At 46.1% G+C, this 21361-nt stretch carries 15 protein-coding genes, 1 tRNA gene and 1 pseudogene; 3 read left to right on the plus strand and 14 right to left on the minus strand.

What is annotated here, in order from left to right; all coding sequences use genetic code 11:
• Window positions 1-102: 102 nt before the first annotated feature.
• From ACYCSE_RS02945 to ACYCSE_RS02985, 9 genes are all read right to left on the minus strand, one after another.
• Window positions 103-690 (minus strand): hypothetical protein, encoded by a 588-nt coding sequence (locus ACYCSE_RS02945; RefSeq protein ID WP_061828819.1) that lies wholly within the window; start codon window positions 688-690, stop codon window positions 103-105.
• Window positions 691-980: 290 nt separating this feature from the next.
• Window positions 981-1592: a ribosome biogenesis GTP-binding protein YihA/YsxC gene (gene yihA, locus ACYCSE_RS02950; protein WP_061828820.1), complete on the minus strand. Its 612-nt coding sequence runs from the start codon at window positions 1590-1592 to the stop codon at window positions 981-983.
• An 18-nt stretch (window positions 1593-1610) separates the two neighbouring features.
• Complete coding sequence (lon, locus tag ACYCSE_RS02955) at window positions 1611-3947, minus strand: endopeptidase La (protein ID WP_061828821.1); 2337 nt, start codon at window positions 3945-3947, stop codon at window positions 1611-1613.
• A gap of 110 nt (window positions 3948-4057) precedes the next feature.
• Window positions 4058-5785, minus strand: a complete 1728-nt coding sequence (gene lonB, locus ACYCSE_RS02960) for an ATP-dependent protease LonB (protein WP_459701295.1) — start codon at window positions 5783-5785, stop codon at window positions 4058-4060.
• Between the two features lie 214 nt (window positions 5786-5999).
• Complete coding sequence (ispG, locus tag ACYCSE_RS02965) at window positions 6000-7118, minus strand: flavodoxin-dependent (E)-4-hydroxy-3-methylbut-2-enyl-diphosphate synthase (RefSeq protein WP_025718670.1); 1119 nt, start codon at window positions 7116-7118, stop codon at window positions 6000-6002.
• 110 nt (window positions 7119-7228) lie between these two features.
• On the minus strand, window positions 7229-8485 hold the full coding sequence (gene clpX / locus ACYCSE_RS02970; RefSeq protein WP_013311623.1) for an ATP-dependent protease ATP-binding subunit ClpX: 1257 nt from the start codon (window positions 8483-8485) through the stop codon (window positions 7229-7231).
• Between the two features lie 12 nt (window positions 8486-8497).
• Window positions 8498-9088, minus strand: a complete 591-nt coding sequence (clpP, locus tag ACYCSE_RS02975) for an ATP-dependent Clp endopeptidase proteolytic subunit ClpP (RefSeq protein WP_016324659.1) — start codon at window positions 9086-9088, stop codon at window positions 8498-8500.
• 410 nt (window positions 9089-9498) lie between these two features.
• Window positions 9499-10812: a trigger factor gene (gene tig / locus ACYCSE_RS02980; RefSeq protein ID WP_028541569.1), complete on the minus strand. Its 1314-nt coding sequence runs from the start codon at window positions 10810-10812 to the stop codon at window positions 9499-9501.
• Between the two features lie 143 nt (window positions 10813-10955).
• Window positions 10956-11864 (minus strand): hypothetical protein, encoded by a 909-nt coding sequence (locus tag ACYCSE_RS02985; protein WP_013311626.1) that lies wholly within the window; start codon window positions 11862-11864, stop codon window positions 10956-10958.
• A gap of 257 nt (window positions 11865-12121) precedes the next feature.
• Between ACYCSE_RS02985 and ACYCSE_RS02990 the strand changes: the two genes are divergently transcribed.
• Window positions 12122-12195: transfer RNA gene (locus ACYCSE_RS02990), tRNA-Arg, on the plus strand.
• A 596-nt stretch (window positions 12196-12791) separates the two neighbouring features.
• Entirely contained in the window at window positions 12792-13556 is a 765-nt protein-coding gene (locus ACYCSE_RS02995) for an exodeoxyribonuclease III (RefSeq protein WP_165179222.1), read from the plus strand.
• An 87-nt stretch (window positions 13557-13643) separates the two neighbouring features.
• On the opposite strand, the gene ACYCSE_RS03000 is transcribed toward ACYCSE_RS02995, so the two are convergent.
• The 3 genes and pseudogenes from ACYCSE_RS03000 to ACYCSE_RS03010 form a co-directional block, all read right to left on the minus strand.
• Window positions 13644-15548, minus strand: coding sequence for a hypothetical protein (locus tag ACYCSE_RS03000; protein ID WP_459701298.1), 1905 nt, complete (start codon window positions 15546-15548; stop codon window positions 13644-13646).
• 20 nt (window positions 15549-15568) lie between these two features.
• The gene (locus ACYCSE_RS03005) at window positions 15569-16915 is read right to left on the minus strand and encodes a GH1 family beta-glucosidase (protein WP_459701300.1); all 1347 of its coding nucleotides are present in this window, start codon (window positions 16913-16915) and stop codon (window positions 15569-15571) included.
• Between the two features lie 23 nt (window positions 16916-16938).
• A pseudogene (locus ACYCSE_RS03010) lies at window positions 16939-17439 on the minus strand (carbohydrate ABC transporter permease); the annotation flags it as partial.
• A gap of 295 nt (window positions 17440-17734) precedes the next feature.
• Between ACYCSE_RS03010 and ACYCSE_RS03015 the strand changes: the two are divergent.
• A complete protein-coding gene (locus ACYCSE_RS03015) occupies window positions 17735-18775 on the plus strand; it encodes a LacI family DNA-binding transcriptional regulator (RefSeq protein ID WP_254350246.1) in 1041 nt (346 codons plus the stop codon).
• Window positions 18776-18859: 84 nt separating this feature from the next.
• Here ACYCSE_RS03015 and glpK read toward each other — a convergent pair whose 3' ends face one another.
• Window positions 18860-20353: a glycerol kinase GlpK gene (gene glpK / locus ACYCSE_RS03020; RefSeq protein WP_165179216.1), complete on the minus strand. Its 1494-nt coding sequence runs from the start codon at window positions 20351-20353 to the stop codon at window positions 18860-18862.
• A 32-nt stretch (window positions 20354-20385) separates the two neighbouring features.
• Entirely contained in the window at window positions 20386-21210 is an 825-nt protein-coding gene (locus tag ACYCSE_RS03025; protein ID WP_250260568.1) for an MIP/aquaporin family protein, read from the minus strand.
• Window positions 21211-21361 lie beyond the last annotated feature (151 nt).

Genomic DNA, 21361 nt, shown 5'->3' on the forward strand with positions numbered 1-21361 from the left:
TATGTGCAGCAAATGCAATCATTTTTTTGGAATAAAAAAGCCCCTTTCGGTAAAGAAAGGGACTACACTGCATAACGATTCATTCCATGTATTCATGCCTTATTAAGCTTCCAGTGCAAATAATTTCGAGCAACTCATTCGAAGCTTATGGTCAATCTGTTCCAACTCCGAGAAAGTACGCGCCAAATTCCGCTGGTCAAGCAACGAATTAATGAGATGATATACGTCTGATATTTCATTTTCGACGTTCTGATGCTGAAAAAGCTGTTGCAGTTCCTGAACCGTATTTTTATATTCAAATACCAGCCTGGAGCCTACGGCATTCTTCTCCATAATTTTACGAACCGTACCTTCATTATAAAAATACACCATAGTGAATCCTTGATACATTCGGTAAACGATGCCTTCGCCCTTAAAACGAACAAAAAGTTTGCGTATAAACAGGGTTAGTTGCGGATGAATTAAGCGGCAAGTCAATTCACACACAAACGCTCCCTCTTGGGCTTCAAAAAACAAATGAACTTCCTCACCCGCATTATGCTCCAGAACGATTTCCTGTCTTCCGTTATCTAGAACTTTAATATAGTAATGCACCTGGGGATCATCCACTGCCCGCAAAAATTCGTCCATTTGAGTTTCCGACAAGGTCAAAGTGGTTTTAACATACTCTGTGGCTAACCGCTGAGCCATACCAATCTCCTCAATTCTTTCCTGAACCTATAAGTTTAAGCTTTATGCTTTATTATACATCAGACCTACAACGCTTTTCTTGCACATCAAATCATAAATTTCCGCCATACATCGGAAATAAACAGAAAATGATGGGGTTGAGACTGCATTATCCCTCATATCCTCACTTTTCTGCTTAAATTCCATCAGTTCCTTTAGTTATTATATATTATTCCCACCATTTTAGTGAGTTTAATATTTTTTGAAGCCCGAATCATGAAAAAGGGACGCCCTTAAGGACGTCCCTAACCTTACAATTCCGTCTGCTCTTCGTCGTCATTCTCTATATAGCTGGAGATGACAGACCACAGCTCTTCCTTGCCCATACCTTCTTCGGATGAAAAGGGGATAAACAATCCCCCGGGAAGTATTCCGAGTTCCTGCTTGATTACCTTATAATGCTTTTCTCGCCGCGTTTTAGGGATTTTATCTGCCTTAGTGCCTACAACGCAGACCGGAAGCCCGTGATGCCGCAGCCAGTCGTGCATCATGATATCGTCCTTGGACGGCGGATGACGCAAATCCACCATTTGAAGCACCAGCTTAAGTGGCTCACGCTCCAGCAAATAAGACTCAATCATCTGCCCCCAAGCCTTGCGGGACGTTTTGGATACCTTGGCATAACCATAACCGGGAAAATCGACAAAATAGAGGTCATCATTAATCCGGTAATAATTGAGTTGCTGGGTTTTACCTGGCGTAGAACTGGTACGCGCCAAATTTTTACGGTTAATCAACCGATTAATCAGTGAAGACTTTCCTACATTGGAGCGCCCCGCCAGAGCAATCTCTGGCAAAGCGTCCACAGGAAACTGATCGGGGCCAACCGCACTTATTATAAATTCTGCTTTTGTTACTTTCATTGTGTTCTTAATTCCTCTCTAATGTACCCTTGCCTGCTCAACCAAAGCATGCTTTAGCACCTGATCCATATGGGCAACGGGGACAAATTCAACATCCTGCCGGATACTGTCGGGAATATCCTTCAAATCCCGTTCATTATCTTTGGGAAGCAGAATTTTTTTGTAGCCTGCCCGATGGGCAGCCAGCGACTTCTCTTTCAAACCACCGATCGGCAATACTCGGCCGCGCAAAGTAATTTCGCCCGTCATAGCTACATCCTTGGATACATGACGGTTGGTCAAAGCTGAAATTAATGCGGTAGCAATAGTAATTCCCGCAGATGGGCCATCCTTCGGAATCGCACCCTCAGGAATATGAATGTGGATATCATTTTTCTCATAAAAGTCCAGTTCAATGCCCAGATCAACTGCTTTGGAACGAGTGTAGCTGAATGCCGCCTGGGCAGATTCCTTCATAACGTCTCCCAATTTACCCGTAAGAATCAGTTTACCACTACCAGGTACGACCGTCACTTCAATCATCAGTGTTTCACCACCGACCTCTGTCCATGCCAAGCCTGTAACCGTACCGATCTGATCCTCCAGTTCTGCAACACCGTAACGGAATTTAGCGATACCCAGATAATCCTTCAGATTATCCGGTGTGATTTGAATCGGCCCTTCGCCACCAGATACAACGGACTTCGCCGCCTTGCGGCACAGAGAAGCCATTTGCTGCTCAAGATTCCGTACACCGGATTCACGGGTATATTCGCGAATGACACGCAGGAGCGTATCCTCCCCGATGACCAACTGTTCCTCGTTCAAGCCATGCTCTCTCTTCTGCTTGGGCAATAGGTACCGGTTGGCGATTTCCAGCTTCTCCAGTTCGGTGTAGCCTGGAATATAGAGTGTCTCCATACGGTCCATTAGCGGACGCGGGATGTTGTGTGCAGCATTGGCTGTCGTTACAAACATCACATTGGACAGATCAAACGGCAGCTCGACAAAATGGTCACTGAACGTATTGTTTTGTTCAGGATCAAGCACTTCGAGCAATGCTGCCGATGGATCCCCCCGAAAATCGGAAGCCATTTTATCAATCTCATCCAGCAAAAATACCGGATTAGACGTTCCTGCGGTTTTCATCCCTTGAATGATCCGCCCCGGCATCGCGCCAACATAAGTCCGGCGGTGACCACGGATTTCCGCTTCATCCCGCACACCTCCCAGAGAAATGCGGACAAATTCCCGACCCATGGATTTGGCAATCGAACGGGCCAACGAGGTCTTGCCGACCCCTGGCGGGCCTACGAGACACAGAATCGGTCCCTTAATGGTCTTCACCAGCTTACGAACAGCCAAATACTCCAATACACGTTCCTTGGGTTTATCGAGTCCGTAGTGGTCGTTATTGAGTACCTCTTCAGCTTTGACGATATCCAGATCATCATCGGTAAACTTGTTCCACGGCAAGCTTAACAACCAATCAACATAATTACGGATGACGCCACCCTCGGCAGAGCTTGCCGGCATTTTTTCCAGACGATCGATTTCCTTTTCGACCTTCTCCTTCACCGGAACAGGTAGCTCCAGTTCACTTAGCTGGTTGCGCAGTTCTTCAACTTCTCCTGCGCGGCCTTCCTTCTCGCCAAGTTCCTTTTGAATCGCCTTCATTTGTTCACGCAGATAATACTCCTTCTGCGTCTTCTCCATTTGCTTCTTCACACGCTGGTTGATTTTACGTTCCAGCTCCAGTACTTCACGCTCATTGTTCAAAATATCCAGAAGCTTCTCCAGACGCTGAGTAACGTCGACGGTCTCCAGTATATCCTGCTTTTCCTTAATTTTGAGCGTAAGATGACTTGTGATCACGTCTGCAAGCCGTCCCGGCTCCTCAATATCGGATACCGCAGCTAGAGTCTCCGGGGTTACCTTTTTGGACAAGTTGATATAATGCTCGAACTGAGTTAATACAGTGCGCATAAGCGCATCCGTCTCAGGCTGTACGTTTTCTGCCTCGTGCAGCTCCTTCGCCATTACCTCGTAATATTCTTCATTGTCCGTATATTGAATAATCTCGGCGCGTTCCAGCCCTTCCACCAATACTCGAATAGTTCCATTAGGAAGCTTGAGCATCTGGCGTACCTTGGCTACCGTGCCGACTCGAAAGATGTCCTCTTGTGTGGGTTCTTCAATATTTACTTCTGATTGAGAACACAGGAGAATCAAATTGTCTTCAACCATCGCTTTTTCCAAAGCCTTGACCGATTTTTCCCGGCCCACATCGAGATGCAGAACCATGCTCGGGTAGACCAGAAGTCCTCTTAAAGGCAGCAAAGGAAAACGACGACCTTTTGTCTTGGTGGGTCCCATCGCTTTCGCACCTCCAGTGATTCTCAGGTTCCGGATTTTACAATCCTCACGTTGTTATCTTTCATATTTTATCAAATGTTTTATGAAAAAACCAATGAAAGGGTGGTTCATCAGCAAGATCCTGTATCTGATATCGTCCCGTTATGCGTTCCATCAGCCTGTAACAAGGAAGATTGGGATGGGCGAAAAGTCTCAATTGTCGCATGCACAGGCAAATCTGACGTCATTTCTTCCCCAAACACATGTCGGAACACTTCGGTAACTGACTGTACAGGAATGACTTTTAAACCCTCAATACCGTCAAAAAGAGCTTGCCAGTTGTCCTGCGGAATGATCACCTTTTTGGCTCCAGCCTGAAAAGCGGCTTCAACCTTGGCTAATACACCACCAATCGGTTTGACACGACCATGAATGCTAACTTCGCCAGTCATAGCAATTTCATGATCCACCGGAATTCCCCGCATCGCGGAAGCAATGGCTGTTGCCATCGCAATTCCTGCGGACGGGCCATCTACCGGCGTACCCCCTGGGAAATTGATATGCAAATCGTAATTCGATGGAGACAATCCGAGCGTACGCAAAACGGTTAAAACATTTTCCACAGAACCTTTAGCCATGCTCTTACGGCGCAGCGTGCGGGACCCACCTCCAATTTCTTCCTCATCCACGACCCCCGTAATATTATAAATTCCCTTTCCCTCAGGAACCGGAACTGCTGTAACTTCAATTTCCAGCAGCATCCCCATGTTCGGGCCATATACAGCTAATCCGTTAACGAATCCAATTTGCGGCAAGCCCGGTATTTTTCGGTCAGGACGTGGTTGAATTTGACTGCTGCCCGCTACCCATTCCACGTCGGAAGCATTGAGACGCTCTCTTTTCTCGGTAAGTGCCAAACCAGCAGCTAGCTGGATCATATTGACCGCTTCCCGACCGTTCGTTGCGTAACGCTGTACAACTTCTACTGCCTCAGGGCAAGGGCCAAAGCCTAGCTTGTGGACAGCATCCTCTGCAATACGAGCAATCTCCTGTGGCTGCAAGGCACGGAAATAAATCTCCATGCACCGGGAGCGAATCGCAGGTGGCAGTTCATGCGGCGAACGGGTCGTCGCACCTACCAAACGAAAATCGGCTGGCAAACCGTTTTGGAAAATATCGTGGATATAAGCAGGAGTGTTCGAATCTTCCGAGTTGTAATACGCACTCTCCAAAAACACCTTGCGATCCTCCAGTACTTTCAACAGTTTATTCATCTGCGTTGGATGCAGCTCACCAATCTCATCAATGAACAGCATACCCCCATGCGCCTTCGTCACAGCCCCGGGCTTAGGCTGCGGGATTCCCGCCACCCCCATCGCTCCTGCCCCTTGATAGATTGGATCATGTACTGAACCTATCAGCGGGTCCGCAATACCGCGCTCGTCAAAGCGGGCCGTCGTAGCATCAATCTCCGTGAATTTGGCATCTCCCTTGAACGGGGAGGACAGATTCTTCTTAGCCTCTTCCAGCACCACGCGTGCAGCAGCCGTCTTCCCTACACCCGGCGGGCCATAAATAATGACATGCTGCGGATTCGCACTACATAACGCTGCCTTGAGTGCGCGCAGTCCGTCCTTCTGACCCACGATATCCTGTAATGTGGCAGGACGTGTGCGTTCAGCCAATGGCTTGGTAAGTGAAATAGAGCGTAATTTGCGCAGCTTATCCAATTCCTTGCGGGATTCCCGATCCACCGCACTACGGTTCGTTTTCTGGCTCCGCAGGAGGTTCCAGAAATACAGACCAATAACAATCCCGAAAAACATTTGCACCAATAACAAAATCATAGTCAAGTCCATCGTATTTCCTCCGTTTCTCATCTCAGCAATTTGAAAAATGCCGCTCTATGAAAAACAGTATTTCCTTTTCCGCGATAGCTAAACGGCGGTCTTTCAAAAGATCAGAGAGAAATACAAAAACACCGTGAAGAACAGTTCTGTAGCAGAGCTGCTCTCCACGGCGTTTAAATGATGACAATAGATTATGACTATGCCTCTTTATATACTGCTTTGCCTACACCTTCTCGGCGGTATGACGTTCTTCACGTCCAGGGATTTTCCCTGTTTCCTCATAAGCCTTGACGATGATATCAATTTCTTTTTTCAATTCGTCCACCATATCAGCCTCTGGTACTTTGCGAATCATTTTTCCATAACGGAACAAAAGGCCTTCACCGCGTGCCCCAGCAATTCCGATATCAGCTTCCTTCGCTTCACCCGGGCCATTTACTGCACAACCCAGTACTGATACTTTAATCGGTACCTTGAGTTTTGCAATGTAGTCCTCCACCTCGTTGGCAATAGAGAACAGATCTATATCCAGACGTCCACAAGTCGGACAAGAAATCAGTGTAGCTGCGTTTGTGATCAATCCAAATGTCTTGAGCAACTCACGTGCTACCTTCACTTCTTCCACCGGATCGGCACTGAGCGAAATACGCATTGTAGAGCCGATGCCTGAGGCAAGCAAAGCGCCCATACCTGCCGCGCTTTTAACCGTACCAGTAAAGAGCGTACCCGCTTCGGTAATACCGAGATGGAGCGGATACTTAATAATTTCAGCGGCCTTCGTATAAGCTGCAATCGCCATAGGAACATCAGACGCCTTCAGTGACACGATAATGTCATGGAAATCAAGTTCTTCCAGTATCCCGATATGATACAGTGCACTTTCTACCATCGCTTCTGGCGTAGGGTAGCCATACTTATCCAGTAAATGCTGTTCCAGTGACCCGGCGTTCACACCAATCCGAATCGGAATCCCTTTTTCCTTACATGCCTTCACGACAGCTTCCACTTTTTCACGTCGTCCAATGTTACCTGGATTAATGCGAACCTTATCAATTCCATTTTCAATTGCCAGTAGAGCCAGCTTGTGATTAAAGTGAATATCTGCAACCAACGGAATATGAATCCGTTTTTTTATTTCCTTAATGGCAGCGGCAGCTTCCTCATTGTTGACGGTAACCCGCACCAGTTGACATCCAGCTTCTTCCAAGCGAAGAATCTCGGCTACAGTCGCTTCTACATCTGCTGTTTTGGTTGTACACATACTTTGGATGATGACTTCATTGCTGCCGCCAATCGTCAGATTCCCGACTTTAACGGGACGTGTGTCTTGTCTTAAGAACATGTACTTTTCTCTCCCATTAACGCCAAACCTCCACCCCTTAAAACCTCATACAGGTTTAGTGAAGTGGAGATCCGGCTTCTCATGTTTTAGAGATCGCGAAGTATCAATCCTTAGGCGCTCTCTTCTTGTTTTTTATCCTTATCTGTACCACCGAGTTCCGGTGCAATTTTGTCTTTTACAACCTGCTCATTGATGACGCAAGTAGTCACATCCTCACGGGAAGGAACCTCATACATTACGTCCAGCATAATACCTTCGATGATCGCACGAAGGCCACGGGCACCCGTGTTACGCTTGATCGCTTCGCGAGCAATGGCTTCCAGAGCATCTTGCTTAAACTCCAGTTGCACATTATCCAGCTCAAGCAGCTTCTGGTATTGCTTGGTTAACGCATTTTTCGGTTCGGACAGAATACGAACCAATGTGTTCTCATCAAGCGGCTCCAGCGTAGAAATTACTGGCAAGCGCCCTACAAATTCCGGAATCAGGCCGAATTTCAAAAGATCCTCAGGCAATACCATTGAAGTATATTCGCCTGGTTTCAGATCTTTTTGTTCGCTAGTAGCGTTGAAGCCGATAACCTTTTTACCGATACGGCGTTTGATCATTTGCTCCAGACCATCAAAGGCACCACCGCAAATAAACAGGATATTCGTGGTGTCAATTTGAATGAACTCTTGATGTGGATGCTTGCGACCGCCTTGCGGAGGTACAGAAGCAACTGTGCCTTCCAAAATCTTAAGCAACGCCTGCTGTACACCTTCACCCGATACGTCACGCGTAATGGACGGGTTTTCGGATTTGCGGGCTACTTTATCAATTTCGTCAATGTAGATAATGCCGCGTTCGGCTTTTTCCACATCATAATCGGCAGCTTGAATCAGTTTCAACAAAATATTTTCAACGTCTTCACCCACATAACCTGCTTCCGTAAGGGAAGTGGCATCTGCGATAGCAAAAGGAACGTTCAAAATTTTAGCCATGGTTTGCGCAAGCAACGTTTTACCCGAACCTGTAGGTCCAAGCATCAAAATGTTACTTTTTTGCAGTTCCACATCATCAATTTTGTTTTGAGTATTAATACGTTTGTAGTGATTATATACCGCTACAGACAACGATTTTTTCGCTTGATCCTGACCAATGACATATTGGTCCAGAATGTCACGGATTTGCATTGGTTTCGGAATGTCTTTCAGATCTACTTCTTCTTCATGACCCAATTCCTCTTCTACAATCTCCGTGCACAACTCAATGCATTCGTCACATATATATACGCCCGGTCCAGCAACAAGCTTGCGAACCTGATCCTGAGATTTACCGCAGAAAGAACATTTCAATTGTCCTTTTTCATCATTAAATTTAAACATAGAGCCACCCCTTTACAGATTAATCGGTTTAGACAGCACCTGGTCAATGATACCGTATGCTTTTGCCTCTTCCGCTTCCATGAAGAAATCCCGGTCAGTATCACGTTCGATTTTTTCGAGGGGCTGACCCGTACGCTCTACATAGATTTGATTCAGCTTAGCACGTGTTTTGATAATCCAGTCCGCATGAATCAGCATATCGGAGGCTTGCCCTTGAATGCCACCGAGCGGCTGATGGATCATGACTTCACTGTTGGTAAGCGCGTATCTCTTGCCTGGCGCACCCGCTGTGAGAAGCAACGAACCCATACTTGCAGCCATGCCTACACAGATCGTCGATACGTCCGGCTTAATGAATTGCATTGTATCATATATACCCATGCCCGCAGTTACAGAACCGCCTGGCGAGTTAATGTACAAATTAATATCCTTCTCTGGATCTTCCGCAGAAAGGAACAATAACTGTGCAATGACGAGATTGGCGACATCGTCATCAATCGGGCCACTTAGGAAAATAATACGATCCTTAAGCAACCGCGAGTAAATATCGTAAGATCGTTCTCCTCGATTCGTTTGTTCCACAACCATAGGGACGAGACTCATCACGACCAACCTCTTTTCTTTATTAAAATGAACACCTGTATTCATCCGCTTCCTTATGTCCCATTAAAACGGAAGCAGCAAGCATGAAACGTGAACACCTTACAAAATATTTTAACATGTTCAGAGTCTCGTGTCATATTTGCATGCGCTCATATATGCAGTGCGGGCTGTTTATAGTACACTCTGCCGAGACCTTCTCATATTTAACCATGTTTCGTATGTATGTGCAAATATACGGTAGTGACTTATGTAAAACAAAAAACACGACTCACAGCACTTTCCATAAACGACTAAAATTTGGGTTACCAAAGGTAAAAATAAGGCACGTAACTTTCACTACGTGCCTTATCCCTATCTAATTGCTACGTTGCAGCTTGTTACAGCATACTCCGTATATTTTATCGTCTGAATTATTCAGCAGCTTCAACTGGCGCTTCTACTTCTTTGCTGTTTTCCACCAACAAAGCAATCGTTTTGCGCAGTGAAATTTCTTCTTTCAGGTTAGCGAACGAGCCGTTACCTTCCAGAATGCTGCGGATTTCCTCAACTGAACGTTTGTAAGCTTCAGCCATGTTTTTCAGTTCTTCATCAATTTCCGCTTCGGAAACTTCGATGTTTTCTGCTTTAGCCACTTGCTCCAGCACGAGGTTGTTACGTACGCGCTTCTCAGCATCAGCTTTCATTTGCTCTTCCAGGTCTTCCTTGCTTTGACCAGAGAATCCGAGGAACATTTCAAGGTTCATACCTTGGCTACGCAAACGGTTGTCGAAATCGCGAACCATGTTTTGCACTTCGCTCTTCACCATTGCTTCAGGAATGTCGATTGTTGCATTCTCAGCAACTTTCTCCACTACAGCACCCTCCCGGGCTGCTTTAGCTTCGTTTTCCTTACGATCCAACAATTGCTTTTTCAAGTCTTCCTTGAATTCAGCCAGTGTGTCAAATTCGCTTACATCTTTAGCAAATTCATCGTCCAGTTCAGGAAGAACTTTGCGTTTCAGTTCGTGAACTTTCACTTTGAATACCGCTTGTTTGCCAGCGAGGTCAGCAGAATGGTAGTTCTCAGGGAACGTTACTTCAACGTCCTTGGAATCGCCAGTGTGCAAACCAACCACTTGCTCTTCAAAACCAGGGATAAATGTGTTAGAGCCCAGTTCCAAAGAATACTTCTCAGCTTGTCCGCCTTCGAATGGTACACCATCCACGGAACCGTCGAAGTCAATAATAGCTGTATCACCGGATTGAGCAGCATCTTCATCAACGACAACCAATTCAGCATGACGTTGTTGCAGGCGCTCCAGTTCTTGAGCCAGTTCTTCGTCGCTTACTTCGAGTTTGCTTACAGGCACTTCTACGCCTTTGTAATCGCCCAAAGTCACTTCAGGTTTAACAGTAACCTTTGCTTTGAATTTGAAAGATTCGCCTTTAGCAAATTGGTCAATTTCAACGTCAGGGCTGTCAACCGGGAAGATGTCTGTTTGCTCTACAGCTTGGCTGTAAGCTTCTGGCAACAGGATGTCAATTGCATCCTGGTACAGACTTTCAATACCATAGCGTTTTTCAAAGATAGGACGTGGTACTTTACCTTTACGGAATCCTGGTACACTTACTTGTTTTGCCACTTTATTAAAAGCTTTGTCGAGTGCAGCGGCTACACGATCCGCGTCAACCTCAACTTCAAGAACCCCAAGGTTCTTCTCTATTTTCTCCCAAGTTGCTTTCATTTTATGCTTTCCCCTCCAACAAAATCTTCACTTAGTTTTCATTACAATCAACGCACACAAAATAACCACTATAGTATATCTAACATTACTGTCTTTTTCAAGAGCAGCCCTTTGAATGCTTCACAGGTAAACGTTTCCGGTCATTAAGGAGTGTTCATTCCCGCCGCTACGAATAGTCGCATCGACCGATACGCCTGCTCAAAACGGAAGCGCAGCGCATCTGTAATGCCATATATAGCCCGGGTTTCTTCCTCATTATTATTTCCGTTCAAACTTTCCGAAACCGTCTGATGGAGTGCTGCAGCCCAAATATCCGGCATTCCGTCCTCTTCCACCAACATTGATCTATAATCTTTTGTACCGTATACTGCCATCACAAACTGTGACCACAACTCCTGTGCAAAATAGAATAGTGTAGGCTCGTGCACCTCAGTTTGATCGGCCACCCGTTCCAAAATACGCATAATCGATTCTGGAAAATCACCTGGCTGTAACGGAACCGTTTCAATGTCGATTTCCGCTTGTTCATCACCCCGTCTGATTTCTATCGTCCCTTCCATTCCGCGTCGTCGCATTGTCTGTAGAACACGGAATTGAAGTAAAGGATGGATTTCCCGTTCCGTAATCCAGCGAAGCAAGGCATCGTCGATTTCTGGCAGTTCCAGATAGGACAACTGCTCCAACGCTAAAATCGTCTGTTCGGATAAGGGTTCATCCATAGCCATCCGCAACAGCTTGTTGCCGTAGCCTGCATCCTGCTCCTGCTTAAAGCGTGCATGACGGCGAGCTAACTCTACTTCACTGACCTCTTCTTCCACAGCGTCCGTTACCGCCCCGCTGTCAGCGTACTGTGGAAATGCAGCTTCCAGCCATTGTAATAGAGCGTTCCATTCATCGTATTGCTTCTGCTCCTGTCCCTGACACTGCATTAAAAAACGCAGCATCGCCATCGCCTCTCCGTAACGTTCGTTTTCAAGCATCACAGTAAGTTGAATTTGATAATAGTCCAGTGTCTTCGGAAACAATACAATATTATTTTCTTTTGTCGTCACCTTGGAGTCCTTTATTCAAGGCACCCCCTCTCCTTCGCAAGCTCAAGTATTTGTAGATTATATGAGAAACAGTAGCCGAAGTCCAACCACTCGTCTTACACATATTCACCTGTATTCTAACATACCCTTTTATAAGGCAAAAAAAACTACGTCTACTCAGAATTTATGCTGTATAAAGCCTAAATAAGCGATATATGCAAAATAAGACTTGAATTTCTTTTATCCATATGATATATTAATATTCGCTTGAATTTTATGTCCCAGTAGCTCAGCTGGATAGAGCAACGGCCTTCTAAGCCGTCGGTCGGGGGTTCGAATCCCTCCTGGGACGTCATAACAAGAAGCCTCCATAATGGAGGCTTCAGAGTGTCGAGAAAGTCCAGAGGACTTTTCGACACTTCTATTTTTATATGGGGAGACGCATCTTTTAAAACAAAAATCGATTTAAAACGATCTGAGGACCCTAGTTTTTAGACCACTAAGACAGTTTTAAACCCCCTGCAAAAAAACAGGGGGTTTCTCGACAATCTGAAGCCTCCATAATGGAGGCTTTTTTTGTTCTCATGAGATAAACCACGGGGGAACGTCGGGTCATCGGTATCGTTAGCCTATACTTCGCAGCCGACCATAGGGAGAGTATCTCTCTTGATAAATTACACCAAAAATAGCTTCCACAAGGGAGCTTTTTTTCATTATAAATAATGCAGAAAAATTAGTCTGCCCATCACTACTTTAGGCGCTGGTTTCAAGTCTCTACTCTTTCAAAAAAGCGCAGAAATTGCTATCATCTATCATGTTGCACCATTTCAGGACCATTTTGATGAAAAACCTATGAAGTCCAGATAGAAGACATTTATAAGCTTATGTCAACAAAGGATACACAAATCACATCGCTTGACCGCGTGAATTAGCAAGGAGATTAATCAAATGAAATTAATATCTTGGAATGTAAACGGCTTAAGAGCCTGTGTGACCAAAGGATTTTATACTTATCTAAAAGAAACAAATGCCGATATTTTTTGCGTACAGGAAACGAAGCTTCAAGAAGGTCAAATCCTCATGGAGAACATGGAGGAATACACACAATACTGGAATTACGCTGAGAAAAAAGGATATTCCGGCACGGCTATTTTCACCAAAATCAAGCCGCTCTCTGTGCATTATGGACTTGAGGAAAACGAAGAACCAGAGGGTCGAACCATTACTCTGGAATTCGAAAAATTTTATCTCGTCAATGTGTACACACCGAATACCAAACGGGACTTATCCCGACTGCCCTACAGACTGGAATGGGAAGACCGTTTTCGCAGCTACCTGCAACAACTGGATGCTTTGAAGCCTGTCATCGTTTGTGGAGACTTGAACGTAGCTCATCAGGAGATCGACCTCAAAAATGCCAAAGCTAACTACGGAAATGCCGGATTCACGCCTGAGGAACGGGAACGCATGTCACAGCTGCTAGACGCCGGATTTATAGATACCTTCAGATCCTTTTATCCTGACCGGACGGATGTTTATTCCTGGTGGTCCTACATGCCAAAGGTGAGAGAAAGGAATATCGGCTGGCGGATTGATTACTTCCTCGTCTCGGAGAGACTTCGTCCGCTTTTGATGGATGCGAGCATTGATTGTCATATTACAGGCAGTGACCACTGCCCTGTGATATTGGATTTACAAGATATTTCAGCATAGGTCCCCCTGCCCTGACACAAGGATTTATGAAATCTTAAAAAGCCGTTATGCTCTGTTATGGCAGCATGACGGCTTTAATTAATGGAGCTATGTCCCCAAATATACCTCGATACGGGAAATCAACCGATCTCTCACATCTTGCGCTTCTTTTTGATCTAATACAGCCTGGCATATCGTCTTCTTTTCGCCACTGACGTAATGCAGTACATATTGGGTCACTCTGCATTGCGGTGCATAAGTATCCTTACGATCCGTATTAAAATAAGTCACCTGGCAGCTTCCGAGAAAACAGAAAGATAGCTCACCTGTAGCTGTGAACAGCCAGCCTGGCAGCTTGGGCTTCAGCCTCAAGGATAGTCCCCTATGATCATAGCCAAACGGCTGCCCCGCCAGACTTTCATTCACCTTATACATACCCAGCTTCCTGTCGTAAAGCCCGCTCTGCCTGATTTGCCGATATAGCTCCTGCCCATTTACAATGTCGCCAACCACTTTCATAGCCCTAGTCGGTCCCTCTAGAAAATATGGTGTATCCTTACGTTCGAAGGAATGTATGTTTACGAGCTTGCCCCCGCAGTCATCCTCCTGCACCTCGAATTCTCTGGCTTCATAATAAAAGAAGGTTGGGTATATCCCCTCACCGATAAGCAGAGCCTTATCCATCCCCTGTTGGAGTTTACGTTCAGCTTGGCGCAAAAACACCAGTACATCTTCAAACGCTAGTGGTATTTCTGTTCCTTCAAATCCAAAACGAATCGATTCGCGGTACACTTCTCTAGCATCCGAAATCCGTGACCAGAAGCTGTAATCCTTGCTTTCATCCCTGCAATCAGCCTCATCAGAATCGTGGTAGTATTCCTCCATTGCGAGCCTCAGCTGTTGGATCAACTTAGCAACTTCTCGCGGCAGCCGTAGCACAGAATTACCCGAAAGCTTCACCTGTGCATGTATTAAAAATCTTACAAGTCGCTGTAATTCACACAGTTCACTGAATCCAGAAGCAAACAGCCCCGGAAGTCCGTTCATGGAATCATTCCATCCCGGCTTGCCCGGCTCCATCTCAATTCCCAAGCCCTCTGGGTCCAGCGTGGACAGCTTGATGGTTGCTAATGACAGCAGCTTTTCATATAAATTTGACTTATAAATCTCTCCGCTTCCATGTTCGGTTCGAACCCAATGAACATCGCGATCCCGGGCGTGCAGCTGAGCTTCTTTCTCCTTGCTCTCTACGACCGCCCCGTACTGACGGATACGTCCGTCCTTCATCTGCACGTATTTGTTTCGACGTGGCTGTACCCATGCCGGACTGTCGTAATACATGTACTCTCGGGTCGTTAGCAAGAGTTCCTCTTGTTTGTCTGGATAGATACTTAGATAACTTTCGATTAGATCCATGTTATATGTCCAATGGTCGATCCAGAAACCTTCACCAAAATCAGCCTCATAGTATTGTTCGGAATGCTTGAGAGCTTCGGTTACAAACGTCTCAACCGTTTGCTTTAGCGCGATGTTGTCATGAATGATATGTTGAATCAGCTCACCCGGGGTGAACGACGATTGAAAAAAAGCACGCAAAGACGAATGATCTGCCACCTCCACCTGTCCCAGCAACGGTTCCAGCTCCCCATGCTTGCGTGAAAATACATGATATACAAATGGTTGCTCCGTGCCGTTGTCCAGCAGCAATGGATAACCACCACGTAACAGGTTATCCAGATAGTTCTGACGGCAGTATTCGTCAAATAACGGAATGGATGTCCGCGTTGCCATTTCATCCGTCAACTCTTCGATCAACGCTTTGGCTTCCTCCGCCTTCCGCTCGATATAAGGCATGGTTGCGATTTCCGTAATCCGTTCATTGATAGAGTGAATATCATTCACATGCCCGATGATCGTACAGTGATTGACGGCAGTACCTGCCGCCAGTCGTGCTGTGTAGCCGCTAAACCCACAAGGCACTTTATTCGTCGTCACAGACTGCTGTGAAACCAAGTCTTCGACGCCTTTTCTATTTAAAACCCGTTATTCGCCATCACTTGCTTGAACCACAGCGCACTTTGTTTGGGTGTCCGTTCCTGCGTGTCGTAATTGATGTGTATAATACCAAAACGTTTGCTGTATCCCCAGGCCCATTCAAAGTTATCGAGGAATGACCAGACAAAATAGCCCTTAAGCTGACCTCCCTCCACAATAAAGCGATGGCATGCCTTTAAATGTTCCTCAATGTAATACTGACGTCCAATGTCCTCAATCTTTCCATTCACCAGTTCGTCCTTCATCGCTGCTCCGTTTTCCGTAATCAGGATGGGTAACCCCTTGGAAAAATCCTTCTCAATCCGCGTTAGCAGCTTATAAAAGGATTCAGGGTGAATCTCCCATCCCATATCCGTTACCGGTTCCTCTATGGAAACCTGCTCGACCTGAAGCAACGAAGCGTCTGTAGTCGCTCGAATGATACTGCGGGCGTAGTAGTTGATGCCCAAAAAATCCCCTGGCTGCTGAATCAGCTCCATATCACCAGGCTGTACAAAATCCAATCCGTTCAAGTGCGCCCCGTACCATTCCACCATATCCTCAGGGTATTTCCCGTTAAACAATGGTTCGGCAAACCAACGATTAATAAAACCATCCCGCCGGACAGCAGCGGCTACATCTTCGGGGTGTTCAGAGGCTGCATCGACATGCTCCATGTTCAGCGTAATACCGATGTTGCCCGTCAGGCCCTTTTCCTTGTATAAGTTCATAGCTATCCCGTGACACATCAGAATATGATGAGCGGCAGTAAAGGCTTCCCTCCAGTTCTCATGGCCGGGGGCATGCTCTCCTGTGCCATAGCCCAAAATAGAGGCGCAGTAGGGCTCATTTATCGTATTCCACCAGCTTATACGTTGTCCAAATCGATCCATGATTACAGAAGCATACGTTTTAAAATGTTGGATAATCTCTCGCTGCGTCCAACCGCCTTCGTCCTCAATCCACTGCGGTAGATCCCAATGATACAGCGTCAGCATTGGAATTAGCCCGGCCGACTCAATCTCATCCAGCAGACGCTCATAGAAGAGCAACCCCTGTTCGTTAACCACGCCGGGTGCGGGAATAATGCGCGGCCAGGCCACGGAAAAACGGTAATGTAAAAAACCAAGTTGCTTCATTAATTGCACGTCTTCCTTAAAGCGGTGAAAATGGTCACAAGCCACATCTCCGCAGTCCCCTCCTATCACCTTCCCGGGTACTCGACAGAAAGTATCCCAAATAGAAGGCGTTCTTCCTTCCTCATCCACGCCACCTTCAATTTGATAAGAAGAGGTCGAAGTTCCCCACATAAACGTGGTGGGGAATGTATAGGTATTCTCACTCATACTCGGTATCATCCTTTCAGGAATCAAGACTTCACAGCTCCGGCCATTGCACCGCCGACAATAAAGTGCTGGAGGAAAATATACAAAATAACGAGCGGTAGTGTAACAATCAGAATGCCGCAAGCGAGCAGCGGCCAGTTGTTCATGTATTGTCCGTAGAAGGAGAACAATCCCTTGGTCACTGGCTGATAAGCAGGATCAGACAAATAAATAGTAGGACCTATAATGTCATTCCACGCCCCAATCGCTGTCAAAATAATGCCTGTCGCCAACACCGGCTTCATCAGCGGGACAAGAATTGTAAACAAATATCGTGAATATCCGCACCCGTCCATGGCAGCCGCTTCATCCAGCTCTCGGGAGACAGACTTGATATACCCCACAAATATCAGAAAAGCGATGCCGGTACCTGTTGTTTTCAGCAAAATAAAACCAAGCTGGGTATTGTAAAGTCCCAGGCTATTAATGAGAGCAAATTGCGGAATCAGTGGATTCGGGAGATACATGGATATCAGGAAACACACTTTTTCAGCATTGCAAAATTCCCCCTGTACTCTTAGAATAAATGCATTCACTTTTACGAAAGCGGTTTAGTTAATTACAGCTACTATTATGTATCGAATAGCCTGTATTTGTAAATAGAGAATTGTAAATTATCAAATAAAACATAAATCACCATTATTACTCCTTGAAATATTAGGCAACATCCTTTATTCACACTGTTGACTCACTTCTATGAGGTAGCATAGAATACGAGTAATCATTAAGTTTGAAAAGAAAATTCAATTTAACTAAATCAGTTTAGTGACGGAGGATTCCATGAATATAAAAACAATAGCTAGCATGGCAGGCGTTTCAGTGGCAACGGTTTCGAAAATCATTAACAATTACACAGACATCAGTGAGGAAACCCGACAGCGGGTACTTAAAATCATGGAGGAAACAGGCTATAGACCCTCCTCCTCGGCCAAAACGCTTGCTACCAAAAAATCTAATCTGGTAGGCGTTATATTTGCCGGCAAGCTGAATGTTGATTTTAGTCATCCTTTTTTTGTAGATATCATTAATGTCTTCAAAAAACAGATTGGCTTGCTCGGTTACGATCTGCTATTTTTCTCAAATGAGAAATTTCTGGATAATGGAGAGGACTATTTGGCTCGCTCGAAATATTTTTCAGTGGACGGGTGCATTATTATTGCTGGAGATGAGGTGGAGAAGAGTGTCTTTGATCTCGATGCCAGCCCTATCCCCTGCATCGGTGTCGATATTGAGCTAACCGGAGCTAGTTCCTGCTATATCATGTCCGACAATCAGAAGATTTCAATGAAGGTTGTTGAGCATTTTTACATGAATGGATACCGCGAAATGGGTTTTATAGGCATTGAACGCCCCTCTTTGGTTATTAAAGAGAGAGAGGAAGCCTTTACCGCCTCACTAAAACGGTTTAGTCTTGACGTTAGACCTGAATGGGTCGTGTATGGTAAGGACTACGCGGCAGAAGATGGATACCAGGTCGCGAAGGCGTGGATACAGCAAGGAAATTTACCAAAAGCTATTTTTGCGGCGACCGACCTGCTTGCTTTTGGTGCCATACGTGCTTTCAAGGAAAGCGGCTTGAGGGTACCCGAGGATATTGCTGTAGTGGGATGTGATGATATAGAAGCCTGTCGTTATACCGAACCTCCACTGACGACTGTAAAACAAGACAAGCAAAAAATAGGCCGTCTAGCCGCTATGGTGCTGTTTGACCTGATGAATAAACAAATGGATACGAAATGTATTAAAGTAGAGCCGGAACTAGTCATTCGTAGCTCCTGCGGAGCCCGGCAACATTGGAACCATACGAAGGTCAAGAGTTAGCATATGCCTTAAAAAAGATGACTCCTGATAAATTCAGAAGTCATCTTTTTGCAGTTTAATATTCATAGACCCATCGCTTATCTATTACTTGTAGGCCATCGTCGCATTCACAGCCTTTTTCCAGCCTTTATACAAGCTTTCACGTGTTGCTTCATCCATATTCGGGGCAAAAGAGGTTTCCACTCTCACCCGCTTGCGAAGTTCATCCGTACTCTTCCAATATCCAATAGCCAAACCTGCCAGACATGCAGCTCCCAGTGCCGTCGTCTCATGGATAACTGGCCGCTCCACTGTTGCATCCAAAATATCGCTCTGGAATTGCATCAGAAAATTGTTCAATACAGCTCCTCCATCCACCCGCAGCAATTTCACTGCAATACCTGAATCAATCTCCATGGCTGTAAGCACATCCTTGGTCTGATAAGCGAGTGACTCCAATGTGGCGCGGATAAAATGCTCCTTCGTGGTCCCGCGTGTCAAACCGAACATCGCTCCGCGCACCTCGCTATCCCAGTAGGGGCTGCCCAGTCCGACAAAAGCGGGTACAAGATACACTCCTTCCGTAGACGAAACACGGGCGGCATAGGGTTCACTATCCTTCGCTTCACGGAACATACGTAGCCCGTCTCGCAGCCACTGGATGGCCGACCCCGCTACAAACACACTCCCCTCGAGTGCGTATTGCACTTTGCCTTCCTCCAGTCCCCAAGCGATGGTCGTAATCAGGCCGTGCTTGGATTCCACTGGTTGATCCCCCGTATTCATCAGCATGAAGCAGCCTGTGCCGTAAGTGTTTTTGATCATCCCTTTTTCGTAACATGCCTGACCAAACAAGGCTGCCTGCTGGTCACCTGCTGCACCGGCGATCGGTACATTCTGACCAAAGAAATGATAATCCACAGTGTGCGCATATACCTCGGAAGAAGGTCTTACCTCAGGTAGCATGATTTTCGGAACACCCAGAATGTCCAGCAGCTCTTCGTCCCACTTTAGTTCATAAATGTTGTACATCAGCGTCCTGGCTGCATTGGAGTAGTCCGTTACATGTGCCGTTCCGCCGGATAGTTTCCAGATCAGCCACGAGTCAATCGTACCGAATAACAGGTCACCTCGTTCCGCCTTTTCCCGCGCGCCCTCCACATGGTCCAGTATCCACTTTACTTTAGTGCCTGAAAAATACGGGTCGATCAACAGGCCTGTTTTGCTGTGAAAAAGCTCCTCGTGCCCTTGTCGCTTCAATTCTTCACAGATGTCCGAGGTTTGGCGTGATTGCCATACGAGTACGTTATACACGGGCACTCCTGTATTTTTGTCCCATACAGCCACCGATTCTCGCTGATTGGTAATGCCGATGGCAGCCACTTGATTTGCTTTTACACCGGATTCGGAAAGACAGGAGGCAATGACCCCAAGAATAGAGCTCCAGATTTCATTCGCATTCTGCTCTACCCAGCCGGGATGAGGAAAATACTGCGGAAATTCTCGCTGAGCCGAGTACACTACATCTCCTTCGCTATTGAACAAAATCGCTCTTGAGCTTGTCGTTCCCTGATCTAGTGACAAAATATATTTTCCCATTGTTCATCTCTCCCCGTGTAAATCCATCGTTTTTACGCTGTAAGTTTGTGATCCATTTTATGATTTTTATAAGTTCGACTCATACGGAAGGTAATCAAGAGTACAACCACGATGACCCCTAGCAAAATCCAGAAAGCCGGAGTCACACTCCCCTTAAAAACGGCCTGATAAAATGGCCCTGCGAAAGATCCCCCCAATAGCGGTCCTATAACGGGCACCCATGCATATTTCCAGTTGGACGCCCCCTTACCGGGAATCGGTAGTAAATAATGCATCAGACGCGGCCCAAAATCCCTCGCTGGATTGATGGCATAGCCCGTTGTGCCTCCAAGGGATAAACCGATACTGACAACTAAAAAACCAACAATCAACGGTTTCAGGCCGTCTGTAAATGAATTGGCGCCAAACGACAGTAAAGCAAGAACAAAGATGAAAGTACCTATCATTTCACTAAGCACGTTGCCAAACGGATGATCAATAGCTGGTCCTGTCGCAAATACACTGAGTTTGGCTGCTGTGTCCTCCGTCTCTTTCCAGTGGGGCCAATAATGCAAAATAACGATCACTGCACCCGCCATGGCCCCGAGAAGCTGAGCCACAATATAGCCGGGAACATCTTGCCATGGAAAACTACCCTGAAATGCCAACGCCAGTGTAACTGCCGGATTCAAATGCGCTCCGCTGATTTGACCCACTGCATACACCGCAATAGCTACCGCGAGCCCCCAACCCATTCCGACCACAATCCAGCCGGAAGCGTGGGCAAATGACTTTTTCAGGGACACCCCTGCGCACACTCCGCCACCTAGGGCAATAAGAATCATTGTCCCTATGAATTCGGCTGCGTATGGCGACATACAACCTACCTCCTCAATAGATCATCCGATTTTGATCGCTTTCATCGCACAAAAAAAGAAAAGCCATCACAAACCAACCCTGTGCTGTACCATGGGATGTCTGCGTGGCTCTCTTGTCTCCGTCACGATTATTAACTTAAATTTGATACTA

It is taken from the genome of Paenibacillus sp. SEL1 (assembly GCF_054602535.1).